The 12864-nt window shown below is 71.7% G+C and carries 9 protein-coding genes; 2 read left to right on the top strand and 7 right to left on the bottom strand.

What is annotated here, in order from left to right; genetic code table 11:
- Positions 1–105: 105 nt before the first annotated feature.
- The gene (locus ACFYUZ_RS24010) at positions 106–1218 is read left to right on the top strand and encodes a PucR family transcriptional regulator (protein WP_389312416.1); all 1113 of its coding nucleotides are present in this window, start codon (positions 106–108) and stop codon (positions 1216–1218) included.
- Between the two features lie 122 nt (positions 1219–1340).
- Positions 1341–2333, top strand: a complete 993-nt coding sequence (locus tag ACFYUZ_RS24005) for an NAD(P)-dependent alcohol dehydrogenase (RefSeq protein WP_389312414.1) — start codon at positions 1341–1343, stop codon at positions 2331–2333.
- Here the strand turns inward: ACFYUZ_RS24005 and ACFYUZ_RS24000 are convergent.
- From ACFYUZ_RS24000 to ACFYUZ_RS23970, 7 genes are all read right to left on the bottom strand, one after another.
- Positions 2305–2883, bottom strand: a complete 579-nt coding sequence (locus tag ACFYUZ_RS24000) for a TetR/AcrR family transcriptional regulator (protein WP_389312412.1) — start codon at positions 2881–2883, stop codon at positions 2305–2307. The genes ACFYUZ_RS24005 and ACFYUZ_RS24000 overlap by 29 nt on opposite strands.
- A gap of 77 nt (positions 2884–2960) precedes the next feature.
- The gene (serA, locus tag ACFYUZ_RS23995) at positions 2961–4550 is read right to left on the bottom strand and encodes a phosphoglycerate dehydrogenase (protein ID WP_389312410.1); all 1590 of its coding nucleotides are present in this window, start codon (positions 4548–4550) and stop codon (positions 2961–2963) included.
- Between the two features lie 237 nt (positions 4551–4787).
- Positions 4788–5789 (bottom strand): ketol-acid reductoisomerase, encoded by a 1002-nt coding sequence (gene ilvC / locus ACFYUZ_RS23990; RefSeq protein WP_352020913.1) that lies wholly within the window; start codon positions 5787–5789, stop codon positions 4788–4790.
- 119 nt (positions 5790–5908) lie between these two features.
- Positions 5909–6436, bottom strand: a complete 528-nt coding sequence (ilvN, locus tag ACFYUZ_RS23985) for an acetolactate synthase small subunit (protein WP_024756291.1) — start codon at positions 6434–6436, stop codon at positions 5909–5911.
- 31 nt (positions 6437–6467) lie between these two features.
- Positions 6468–8318, bottom strand: coding sequence for an acetolactate synthase large subunit (locus tag ACFYUZ_RS23980; protein WP_389312408.1), 1851 nt, complete (start codon positions 8316–8318; stop codon positions 6468–6470).
- 228 nt (positions 8319–8546) lie between these two features.
- Positions 8547–11378 carry a putative bifunctional diguanylate cyclase/phosphodiesterase gene (locus tag ACFYUZ_RS23975; RefSeq protein ID WP_389312406.1) on the bottom strand — a complete coding sequence of 944 codons (2832 nt, stop codon included), beginning with the start codon at positions 11376–11378 and terminating at the stop codon, positions 8547–8549.
- A gap of 483 nt (positions 11379–11861) precedes the next feature.
- Complete coding sequence (locus ACFYUZ_RS23970; protein ID WP_389312404.1) at positions 11862–12827, bottom strand: 2-hydroxyacid dehydrogenase; 966 nt, start codon at positions 12825–12827, stop codon at positions 11862–11864.
- Between the last annotated feature and the right edge of the window lie 37 nt (positions 12828–12864).

Raw genomic sequence — 12864 nt, 5'->3', positions numbered from 1 at the left:
CACCGTGAAACCTATGGATCGCTCCGATCGTCCGCCATCTACAGCTGTCACGCATCCGTGCCCGGCATCTCATACATATGTCTGAGAGGGTGCGAGAATGGCGCTGTGAAGGGCGATTACCAAGAACTGGTGGACGAGATCTCCGCACTGCTCGGCGCTCCGGCGACGCTGGAGAACCGTGATTTCGGGCTGATCGCCTTCGGCGCCCACGACAGCGACGACGACACCGCGATGGACCCCGTCCGGACGCGGTCGATCCTGACCCGGAAGTCGACCCCGGCCGTCCGCGCCTGGTTCGAGGGCTTCGGCATCACCCGGGCGACCGGCCCGGTCCGCATCCCGGCCGCCCCCGAGGCCGGTGTCTTCCGCGACCGCATCTGCCTGCCCGTACGCCACCGGGGCGTCGTCCTCGGGTACGTGTGGCTGCTCGACGCCGAGCCCGGCCCCACGCCCGCGCAGCTCACGGCCGCGATGGAGGTCGCCACCCGGATCGGCGGCCTCCTCGCCGACGAGGAGCGCGCCGACGCCGACCTCTCGCGCGAGTTCGCCGCCGTCCTGACCGCCGGACGCGGCTGGCAGAGCGACATGGCCGTCGCCGCGCTCCGGGCGGCCCTGGGCCCCAGCGCGGACGGTCTGCACACCGTCGTCTGCGTGACCCCCTGGCACGGAGAGGCCCCCTCGATCCGGGCGGTCCCCGGTGCGGCGGCGGTCGCCGCGCTCCCCGAGGCCGAGTCCCTCGCCGTCCTCGTACGGCTGCGCACGGCCGAGGACCTCTCCCCCGCCCACACGGCCGCCGACCGGCTGCGCGCCACCGCCCCGGCCGGCATCGCGAACCCCCGGCGGGGCCTCGCGGAGCTCCCGGCGGCCTGGCGCGAGGCCAACACTGCGGCCCGCGCGGCCACGGCCCAGCCGACGCTCGGCCCGGTCGCGGAGTGGACCGGGATCGGCCCGTACCGGCTGCTCGCGGCGCTCTACCACCCCGAGGTCGACCCCGTCGTCGCCCCGCTGATCGCCCCCGCCCACGCCGAGCTGGCCCGCACCGCCGAGGTGTTCCTCGACAACGCGGGCCAGGCGGGCCGCACGGCGGCGGCCCTCGGCATCCACCGGCAGACGCTGTACTACCGGCTGTCCCGGGTCGAGCAGCTCACGGGCCTCGACCTGGACGACGGCGAGGACCGCCTCCTGCTCCACATGTCCCTGAAGTCCGCCCGGCTGTAGGCCTTCGGGCTGACAGCCGGGCCGGGGAAAGTCAGGGACCGGTGCGGGTCGTCCCCGATGGTCCTGACCGTCCGGGCGCCCTACGGTCGTTCCCAGGGGACCGGACGGAGCGAGGGGGCGTCATGAGGGCCTGGACGCAGGAGCGGTACGGATCGACGGACGTGCTGGAGTTCGCGGAGGTCGAGCGGCCCGTACCGGGCGAGCGCGAGGTGCTCGTGCGCGTCCATGCCGCCGCGGTGAACGCGGCGGACTGGCACCTGATGCGCGGCGACCCGTACGTGGCACGGTTCGCCCTGGGGCTGAGGAGACCGAAGGAGCGGATCCGGGGCCGGGACTTCGCGGGCGTGGTCGAGGCCGTGGGCGGCGGGGTGACCGAACTGCGCCCCGGCGACGAGGTCTTCGGGGAGACCCCCGGCACCTTCGCCGAGTACGTGTGCGCCCCGGTGGCGTCGACGGAGCTCAAGCCGGCCGGGCTGGGCTTCACGGAGGCGGCGGCGATACCGCTGGCGGGGAACACCGCCCTGATCGGGGTACGGGACCTGGGCAGGGCCCGGCCGGGCGCGAAGGTGCTCGTCAACGGGGCCTCGGGAGGCGTCGGCACCTTCGCCGTGCAGCTCGCGAAGGCACTCGGCGCCGAGGTGACGGGGGTGTGCGGCCCCAGGAACGGGCAGCTGGTCCTGGGTCTCGGCGCGGACCGGGTCGTCGACTACACCCGGGAGGACTTCACCGCCTCACCGGATCGCTACGACCTCGTGTTCGACCTGGTGGGCAACCGCTCGCTGGGCGAGCTCCGCCGGGTCCTCTCCCCCACCGGCGCGCTCGTCCTGTCCGGCGGGGGCGTCTTCGAGGGCGGCAGCGTCTTCGGACCGATGGGGCTGCTCCTGAAGGGGCGGCTGCTCGCCAAGGTCTCCGACCGGCGGCTCCACGTCCTGACGGCGGAGCCGCGGCGGGAGAACCTGGCGGCGCTGCGGGAGCTCGCCGAGAGCGGCGTGATCGCCCCGGTGATCGGGCGGACCTACCCGCTGGCCGAGGCGGACCGGGCCCTGCGGTACGTCGAGGAGGGTCACGCCCGCGCCAAGGTGGTCCTCAGCTGCCTTCCTCCATCAGGACCCTGAGCCCGGCGGTGAGGTCGTCCGCGCTCGGCGCCGTCTCCGGGTCGACCATCCACTGGATCATCACGCCGGTCGCCAGGGCCTGGCAGAGCAGTCCGGCGACCCGGGCCTTCTCCGGGTCGGCCTCCGGGTCGATGCCGAGGAAGCCCTGGGCCATGCCGAGGCGGCCCTCGCGCTGGGGTTCCTTGATGGCCTCGCGGAGTTTCTCGTCGTCGTCGATGCGGGTGACGACCTCGGTCTGGAGCTTCCAGACCGGGCGGCTCGCCCCGGCCGCGGCGATGACCTGCTCCCAGACGGCGTGGAAGCGCTCGTACGGGTCGGCCGGCAGCGCCTCGGCGCCCTCCGCGCCCGCCGCGCCCGCCTGCTCCCCCCACTCCTCGGTGAGGGCCAGGAAGGCCTGCTGGAGCAGGGCGTCCTTGGAGCCGTAGTGGTAGCCGATCGAGGCGAGGTTGGTGCCCGAGGCGGCGACGATGTCGCGCGCCGTGGTGCGCCCGTACCCCTTCTCCAGGAGGCAGCGCTTGGCGCCTTCGAGGAGGTCTTCCTTGTGTCCCATGACAGCACTGTACCCGGCCGATAGACGTCCGTGTAAGACGAGCGTCTATCGACCGGGTACGGAGTGCGCCGGAAGGGTCAGACCAGGTTGACCGAGCGGGCCGAGGCGGCGCCGATCTCCTCCGCGATCTCCGCGAGCACCGGGGCCGGCAGCGTGTCGTCGACGGTGAGCACGACGAGCGCCTCGCCGCCCTCCTCCGCGCGGGAGACCTGCATGCCGGCGATGTTCAGACCGGCCTCGCCGAGGATCCGGCCGACCGTGCCGACGACACCCGGGCGGTCCTCGTAGCGCAGCACGACCATGTGGTCCGCGAGCGCGAGGTCCACGTCGTAGTCGCCGACCGCGACGATCTTCTGCAGGTGCTTCGGGCCCGCCAGCGTGCCGGAGACCGAGACCTCCTGGCCGTCGGAGAGCGTGCCGCGCACGGTGACCATGTTCCGGTGGTCGGGCGACTCGGAGCTGGTGGTCAGACGCACCTCGACACCGCGCTCCTGCGCGAACAGCGGGGCGTTGACGTACGACACGGTCTCGTCGACCACGTCCTCGAACACGCCCTTGAGCGCGGAGAGTTCGAGCACCTTCACGTCGTGCTGGGTGATCTCGCCGTAGACCTCGACGTCGAGGCGGGCCGCGACCTCGCCCGCGAGCGCGGTGAAGATCCGGCCGAGCTTCTCGGCGAGCGGCAGACCCGGCTTCACGTCCTCCGCGATGACACCGCCCTGGACGTTGACCGCGTCCGGGACCAGCTCACCGGCGAGCGCCAGGCGCACCGACCTGGCGACCGCGATGCCGGCCTTCTCCTGGGCCTCGTCCGTGGAGGCGCCGAGGTGCGGGGTGCAGACGACCTGGTCGAGCTCGAAGAGCGGGGAGTCCGTGCAGGGCTCCTTCGCGTACACGTCGAGGCCCGCGCCGGCGACCCGGCCCTCCTTGATCGCCGAGTACAGCGCGGCCTCGTCCACGATCCCGCCGCGCGCGGCGTTGACGATGCGGACGGAGGGCTTGACCTTGTGCAGCGCCTCGTCGCCGATGAGACCGATGGTCTCCGGGGTCTTCGGCAGGTGGACGGTGATGAAGTCGGCGACCTCCAGGAGCTCGTCCAGGGCCAGCAGCTTCACCCCCATCTGGGCGGCGCGGGCCGGCTGCACGTAGGGGTCGTACGCGACGATCTTCATGCCGAAGGCGGACATGCGCTGGGCGACCAGGACGCCGATGCGGCCGAGGCCGACGACACCGAGGGTCTTCTCGCTGAGCTCGACGCCCGTGTACTTCGAGCGCTTCCACTCGCCGTTCTTGAGCGCGGTGTTGGCCTGCGGGATGTTGCGCGCGGTGGCGACGAGCAGGCCGCAGGCGAGCTCGGCCGCCGTCACGATGTTCGACGTGGGCGCGTTCACGACCATCACGCCGGCCTTGGTGGCGGCGGAGACGTCGACGTTGTCCAGTCCGACACCGGCGCGGGCGACGACCCGCAGCTTCTCGGCGGCGGCGATGGCCTCGGCGTCGACCTTGGTCGCGGAGCGGACCAGGATCGCGTCCACATCGGCGATGGCGGGGATCAGCTCGGCCCGGTCGGCGCCGTTGCAGTGCCGGATCTCGAAGTCCGGGCCCAGGGCGTCGACGGTGGCGGGCGACAGCTCTTCAGCGATGAGTACGACAGGTTTCGAGCTCACGTGAGTCCTCACAGGTCCAGTGCGGACGGCCGTCCCGACGGCCGCAGGCGGTGGAGGGGGCTTGCCGCGTGAAAGCGCACGACGCTGTGGGCCTGACGCGTATGTTGTTGAGCAGTGTAGTGGTGCGTGGGCGCCGCTCATGCGCCTCGTTGGAAGGATCACCCGTCCGTGGTTGGACGGGGTGTCCAACCATGTGGCGAGGGGCCGGACACGGTGTCCGGCCCCTGCCGTGAAGGCTTACGCCTCCTCGTCGTTCACCCAGCTCATGAGCTTGCGCAGCTCCTTGCCGGTGGTCTCCAGGAGGTGGTTGCTGTCCTGGGACTTGTACTCGTTGTACTTCTTCAGACCGCCGTGGTACTCGGCCATCCACTCCTTGGCGAAGGTGCCGTCCTGGATCTCCGCGAGGACCTTCTTCATCTCGGCCTTGGTGGCGTCGGTGATGATCCGCGGGCCGGTGACGTAGTCGCCCCACTCGGCGGTCTCGGAGACCGACCAGCGCATCTTCTCCAGGCCGCCCTCGTACATGAGGTCGACGATGAGCTTCAGCTCGTGCAGGCACTCGAAGTAGGCGATCTCCGGCTGGTAGCCGGCCTCGGTCAGGGTCTCGAAGCCCGCCTTGACCAGGGCCGCGGTGCCACCGCAGAGGACGGCCTGCTCGCCGAACAGGTCGGTCTCGGTCTCCTCGGTGAAGGTCGTCTTGATGACGCCGGCGCGGGTGCCGCCGATGCCCTTGGCGTACGAGAGCGCCAGCGCGAAGGCGTTGCCGGTGGCGTCCTGCTCGACGGCCGCGATGCACGGGACGCCGCGGCCCTCCTCGTACTGACGGCGGACCAGGTGGCCCGGGCCCTTCGGGGCGACCAGGGCGACGTCGATGCCCTCGGGCACCTTGATGAAGCCGTAGCGGACGTTCAGGCCGTGGCCGAAGAAGAGCGCGTCGCCCTCCTTCAGGTGGTCCTTGATGGACTCCTCGTAGACCTGGGCCTGGATCGGGTCCGGGGTGAGGATCATGATCAGGTCGGCCTCTTCCGCCGCCTGGGCGACGGAGACGACGCGCAGACCCTGCTCCTCGGCCTTGGCCTTGGACTTCGAGCCCTCCTGCAGACCGACGCGGACGTCGACACCGGAGTCACGGAGCGACAGCGCGTGGGCGTGGCCCTGGCTGCCGTAGCCGATCACCGCGACCTTGCGGCCCTGGATGATGGACAGGTCGGCGTCTGCGTCGTAGAACAGCTCGGCCACTGGGATTCTCCTTGATGTGCTGGTGTTGCGTCCCACCGTACGGCGGGGAGCGGGAGGAAAGTTTTCGGGTCTCGTCAGTCGGACCGCCGGGCGGACCGGCGGTTGACCGTCGACGAGTCTCAGGCGCTGCGGTCGAGGGCCCGCAGGGACCGGTCCGTGATGGACCGGGAGCCACGCCCTATGGCGATCGTGCCGGACTGCACGAGCTCCTTGACGCCGAACTGCTCCAGCATCTTGAGCATGGCGTCGAGCTTGTCACTCGAACCGGTGGCCTCGATGGTGACCGCCTCGGGGGAGACGTCCACGGTCTTGGCGCGGAACAGCTGCACGATCTCGACGATCTGGGAGCGGGTCTCGTTGTCGGCGCGGACCTTCACCAGGACGAGCTCGCGCTGGATCGCAGCGCTGGGCTCGAGTTCGACGATCTTCAGGACGTTGACCAGCTTGTTGAGCTGCTTGGTCACCTGCTCCAGGGGCAGGTCCTCGACATTGACCACGATGGTGATGCGGGAGATGTCGGGGTGCTCGGTGACGCCCACGGCGAGCGAGTCGATGTTGAAGCCGCGGCGGGAGAACAGGGCGGCGATCCGGGCGAGGATGCCGGGCGTGTTCTCGACGAGAACGGAGAGCGTGTGCTTGGTGGACATGTCTGGGTCTCTTCCTTTTCGCTCTGCGCGCTCAGTCGTCTTCGCCGTCGCCGAAGTCGGGGCGGACGCCCCGCGCGGCCATGACCTCGTCGTTGGAGGTGCCGGCGGCCACCATCGGCCAGACCTGCGCGTCCTCGTGGACGATGAAGTCGATCACCACCGGGCGGTCGTTGATCGCGTTGGCCTCGGCGATGACCTTGTCCAGGTCGGCCGGATCCTCACAGCGCAGCGCCACACAGCCCATCGCCTCGGAGAGCTTGACGAAGTCCGGCACCCGGGTACCCCTGTTCGCCCGGACCTCGTCCGGACCGGAGTGCAGCACCGTGTTGGAGTAGCGCTGGTTGTAGAACAGCGTCTGCCACTGCCGGACCATGCCCAGCGCACCGTTGTTGATGATGGCGACCTTGATCGGAATGTTGTTCAGCGCGCAGGTGACCAGTTCCTGGTTGGTCATCTGGAAGCAGCCGTCGCCGTCGATCGCCCAGACCGTGCGGTCCGGCATGCCGGCCTTGGCACCCATCGCGGCCGGCACCGCGTAGCCCATCGTCCCGGCGCCGCCGGAGTTCAGCCAGGTCGCCGGCTGCTCGTAGTCGATGAAGTGGGCGGCCCACATCTGGTGCTGGCCGACGCCCGCCGCGAAGATCGTGCCCTCGGGGGCGAGCTGGCCGACGCGCTGGATGACCTGCTGCGGCGACAGCGAACCGTCCTCCGGCAGGTCGTAGCCCAGCGGGTAGGTCTCGCGCCAGCGGCTCAGATCCGACCACCAGGTGGTGTAGTCGCCCTTGTTGCCCTCGCTGTGCTCGGCCTGGACGGCCTGGACCAGATCGGCGATGACCTCGCGGGCGTCACCGACGATCGGGACGTCGGCCGCGCGGTTCTTGCCGATCTCGGCCGGGTCGATGTCCGCGTGGACGATCTTGGCGTACGGGGCGAAGCTGTCGAGCTTGCCGGTGACGCGGTCGTCGAAGCGGGCGCCGAGGGCGACGATCAGGTCGGCCTTCTGCAGCGCGGTCACCGCGGTGACCGCACCGTGCATGCCGGGCATGCCGACGTGCAGCGGGTGGCTGTCGGGGAACGCACCCAGCGCCATCAGGGTGGTGGTGACCGGGGCGCCGGTGAGCTCGGCGAGGATCCTCAGCTCGGCGGTGGCGCCGGACTTGATGACGCCGCCGCCGACGTACAGGACCGGCCGCTTGGCGGCGCTGATCAGCTTGGCGGCCTCGCGGATCTGCTTGGCATGCGGCTTGGTCACCGGGCGGTAGCCGGGCAGGTCCGTCTGCGGCGGCCAGCTGAACGTGGTCTTCGCCTGCAGGGCGTCCTTGGCGATGTCGACCAGGACCGGGCCCGGGCGGCCGGTGGAGGCGATGTGGAAGGCCTCCGCGATCGTCCGCGGGATGTCCTCGGCCCTGGTGACGAGGAAGTTGTGCTTGGTGATCGGCATCGTGATGCCGCAGATGTCCGCCTCCTGGAAGGCGTCCGTGCCGATCGCCTTGGAGGCGACCTGGCCGGTGATCGCGACGAGCGGGACCGAGTCCATGTGCGCGTCGGCGATCGGGGTGACCAGGTTGGTCGCGCCGGGGCCGGAGGTCGCCATGCAGACGCCGACCTTGCCGGTGGCCTGGGCGTAACCCGTCGCCGCGTGCCCGGCCCCCTGCTCGTGCCGGACGAGGACGTGGCGCACCCGCTGCGAGTCCATCATCGGGTCGTAGGCGGGAAGGATCGCGCCGCCGGGGATGCCGAAGACGGTGTCGGCGCCCACCTCCTCGAGAGAACGGATGAGGGACTGCGCACCCGTGACGTGCTCGACGGTGGTGGCGGGCTGCGCGCCGTTACGGGGCCGCGGCTGCGGATGGTGCCCGGTGGCCTGCTCGGTCATCAGCATCTCTTCTCGAGGCAGAGGGTTTTTGCGAGGTGTTTTGCGGGGTTTTGCTGCGTTTTTGGGGTGAGCCGGTGCAACAAAAAACCCCTCGTGCCGTGAGGCAAGCGAGGGGAGCGCGTCGGGTGCGTTTCAGGCGGGCCTTCTCTGGGGCCTGCCTCAGCCGACGCGCTTTCCAAGTACGAGAATTCGGGTGCGCATGGCACTGACCCTCCCTCTCCGCCCTCGCCACTGTCAAGTGGGTGGGACAGGCGTCTCATTATTTGGGCGGATCGGGGGACGGTTTCCGACACGGACGGGGACCGCCCCGGGCAGCGGGTACTCGTCCCGCACGAGGGCCCTGCGCAGGCGGTACTCGTCGAGCGGGCCCGAGAAGGCCATGCCCTGGGCGTGGCTGCAGCCCATCGCGCGCAGGGCGACGACCTGCTCCGGGACGTCGACGCCCTCGGCGACGGTCTGCAGGCCGAGCTCGTCGGCGATGCGCAGCACCCCGCGCGTGATCTTGCGGAGCCGGGCCGACTCGACCACGCCTTCGACGAGGCCCCGGTCCAGTTTCAGTATGTCCACGGGGAGCCTCCGCAGGGCGTTGATCGCCATGTGTCCGCTGCCGAACCCGTCGAGCGCGATCCGCACCCCGAGCCGGCGCAGTGTGATCAGGCGCTGTTCCAGCTCGTCGAGCGAGGTCCGGGGGTCGCTGTCGGCGAGCTCGACGATCAGCGAGCCGGAGGGCAGCCCGTGCCGGGTGAGCAGCGACTCGATCGAGCCGAGCGGCAGCGAGCGGTCCAGGAGGCGCCGGGCGGAGATCCGGATGGAGACGGGCGTACGGTGGCCGGTTCCCGCCCGCTCGGCGGCCTGCTCCACGGCCTCCTCCAGGAGCCAGCGGCCGATCTCGGCGGTGCGCTCGCCGTCGTCGGTGACGCGGAGGTACTCGGCCGGGGTGAAGAGGATGCCCTGGCTGGAGCGCCAGCGCGCCTGGGCGCTGACGGCGGAGATCCGGCCGGTGGCGAGGTCGACGACCGGCTGGTGGAGCAGGGCGAACTCGCCGTCGTGGAGGGCGGTGCGCAGCCGGGCGGCCAGCTCGGTCCGCCGGACCACCTCGGCCTGCATCTGCGGCACGTAGAGCTCGACGCGGTCCTTGCCGGCGGCCTTGGCGCGGTACATGGCCAGGTCGGCGTTGCGCAGCAGGTCGCCGGCCTCGATGCCGGGCTCGGCGAAGGCGACGCCGATGGAGGCGGCGACCCGGACCTCGTTGCCCCCGTCGACGCGGTAGGGCTGGGAGAGGGTGAGCCGGAGCCGGTCGGCGATCTCCTGGACCTGGCTCTGGCGGGCCGCCCGGTCGCGGCCGCCGTCGCCGAGGATGAGGGCGGCGAACTCGTCGCCGCCGAGCCGGGCGGCGGTGTCCCCGGCCCGTACGGAGTCGTGGAGGCGGCGGGCGGCCTGGACGAGGAGGTCGTCCCCGGCCTGGTGGCCGAGGCGGTCGTTGACCCCCTTGAAGCCGTCGAGGTCGATGAAGAGCACGGCGGTGCCGGGGTCGGAGGAGCGGCGGCCGCTGAGCGCCTGGCGGACCCGGCGGGTGAACAGCGCCCGGTTGGGCAGGTCGGTGAGCGGGTCGTGCTCGGCGTTGTGCTGCAACTGGGCCTGGAGGCGGACGCGTTCGGTGACGTCCCGGCTGTTGAAGATCAGGCCGCCCTGGTGCCTGTTGACGGTCGACTCGACGTTGAGCCAGTCGCCGCGGCCCGAGCGGAAGCGGCACTCGATCCGGGTGGTGGGCTCCTCGGCCGGCGAGACGGCCAGGAAGCGCCGCACCTCGTGGACGACGCCGCCGAGGTCCTCGGGGTGGATGAGGGAGGAGAGCTCGGATCCGATGAGCTCGTCGGCGTCGCGTCCGTACACACCGGAGGCGGCCGGGCTGACGTAGCGGAGCGTCCCGGTGGGCGCGGCGATCATGATGACGTCGCTGGAGCCCTGCACGAGCGACCTGAAGTGGTTCTCCTTCTGGGCCAGTTCGTGGGTGAGGGCGATGTTGTCGAGGAGCATGATGCCCTGCCGCACGACGAGGGCGAGGACGACCGTGCAGCCGGTGAGGACGACGACGCGGTCGACCCGGCGCCCCTCGACGACGTTGTAGAGGATGCCGAGGGTGCAGACCGCCGCGGCGAGGTACGGGGTGAGGGCGGCGAGCGAGCCGGCGACCGGGCGGCTGTGGAGCCGCGGGCCGCGCGCGGCGGCCGCGGCGTCCGGCGGGCGGCGCACCCCCCAGGGGGCGTAGGCGAGCAGCAGCGAGCCGGCGAACCAACCGGCGTCGAGGAGCTGGCCGGAGGCGTAGCTCTCGCGGAGCAGCGGCGAGGTGAACAGGGCGTCGCACAGCACGGTCAGGGCGAGCGCGGCGATCGCGGTGTTCGTCGCGGAGCGGTTCGCCTGCGAGCGCCGGAAGTGCAGGACGAGGACCATGCTGACGAGCACGATGTCGAGCAGCGGGTACGCGAGCGACAGCGCGGCCTGGGAGACGGACTCGCCCTCGAAGTGCGCCGTGCGGGCGAGGGCGAGGCTCCAGGAGAGCGTGAGCAGGGAGCCGCCGATGAGCCAGGCGTCGAGCCCCAGGCACACCCAGCCGGCCCGGGTGACGGGCTTCTTGGCGAGGACGAGGAGGCCCACGATGGCGGGCGGCGCGAAGAGTAAGAAGCAGAGGTCGGCGACGGAGGAGTCCGGCACGTCGGTGCGGAGCACGACCTCGTACCACCCCCATACGGCGTTTCCCGCGGCCGCCATGAAGGAGGAGAACGCGAAGAGCAGCCAGGCCGGGCGGGCGCCGTCGTGGCGCGCGCGCCCGTAGAGGAAGCAGGAGACGGCGGCGGTGAAGGCGGCGGCGCTGAGCCCGAAGTCGCCCATGAAGAGCGCCAGTCGGGGGGATCCCCAGCCGAGGGAGGCGCCGGTGGTGTAGCCCGCGCAGACGAGTCCGAGGGCGATCTGGGCGACGGCCCCGCCGAGGCGGGGGCGCTCGGGGTCCGGGTGGCCGGAGCCGCCCCCGACGGGGCGGCGCGTGATGACCGCCCCGGGCGCGCTCACGGGATCCTCCGGTGCCGGGCCGCCGCACCCGGCCGCGTCGTGCGACCGCGCCGCCGGTTCGCAGGCGCCCCCGGGGGCGTGCCCGTCACGGTCCTGGGCGTCGCGGTCGCGGGCGGCGCGGTCGTGCGTGTCCCGTCCGGCGTCCCGTGGCGCGGCGGGGCGTGACGCCCGGCGGGGCGCCACCTGGTCCGGCACCGAGGACGCGAGGCCTCCGGCGAGGCGTGGAAGGCTTGCCAGCGGCGGCGCCGCGTCGGATCGTCGGTCCTCCGGCCGTGCTTCACCCGCCGTCCCCCTCGGAATCTGATGTCCCGTCACTTCGCTCTCCAGCGTCAGCCCGTTCTCGACGCAGTCCCCCGCCACGGGACGATACACCAGGACCGTCACTCAGGGACAGGGGCGCAGTACTCTCCGTGACGATCACGGGGGCGGCGCACGGTGCGTGTCGGGGCGCACGTCACCCGGCCGGCCGAACGCGCCCTCCGGTCAGCCGGTGGTGAGGAGGACGTTGGACAGTTCCTCGCCCGCCGCGAACCGCCGCAACTGTCCCGCGATCAACCGCTTCGCCCTCGGCATGAAGGCCGAAGTGGAACCTCCCACATGGGGACTGATCAGGACGCCGGGAGCGTGCCACAGAGGGTGCCCGGCCGGCAGCGGTTCGGGGTCGGTGACGTCGAGCGCCGCCGTGATCCTGCCGTTCTCGACCTCCTTGAGCAGCGCGTTCGTGTCGACGACCGGGCCCCGGGCGACGTTCACGAGGAGCGCCCCGTCCTTCATCCGCCCCAGGAACCCGGCGTCGGCGAGATGCGTGGTCGCGGGGGTGAGCGGAGTGGAGAGCACGACCACGTCCGCCTCCGGCAGCAGCGCCGGCAGGTCCGTCAGGGCGTGCACCGGGCCGCGCTCTGTGGTGCGCGCGGAGCGTGCGACGCGTGCCACCCGCGCGCACTCGAAGGGCGCGAGCCGGTCCTCGATGGCGGCGCCGATCGAGCCGTACCCGACGATCAGGACGGACTTGTCGGCGAGCGCCGGGTAGAAGCCGGCGCGCCACTCCTCGGCGTCCTGCCCGCGCACGAATCCCGGGACGCCCCGCAGCGAGGCGAGGATCAGGGCGAGCGTCAGCTCGGCGGTGCTGGCCTCGTGGACGCCCTTGGCGTTGCAGAGGGCGACGCCGGGCCGCAGCGAGCCGATGCCCGGCGTGACGTGGTCGATGCCGGCGGACAGGGTCTGCACGACCCGGAGGGAGGTCATCCCGGCCAGCGGCCGCACGGCGATCTCCGTGCCCTTCATGTACGGGACGACGTAGAACACGCAGCGGGCCGGATCGGCGGGGAACTCGGGACCGCCGTCCCAGAAGCGGTAGTTCAGGCCCGACCCGCCCGGTGCGGGAAGCCCCTCGATCTCGTCCGCCGGAACGGGAAGCCACACGTCAGCGGTCGTGTCTTCGAATCTCATGACCGGGAGGCTATGCGAAGAATCCGGCGCGTCATTG

The sequence above is a fragment of the Streptomyces sp. NPDC004266 genome (assembly GCF_042874095.1).
Lineage (GTDB): Bacteria > Actinomycetota > Actinomycetes > Streptomycetales > Streptomycetaceae > Streptomyces.
The sequence above is the reverse complement of the archived record's forward strand: the minus strand, read 5'-3'. Positions and strand labels throughout refer to the sequence as shown.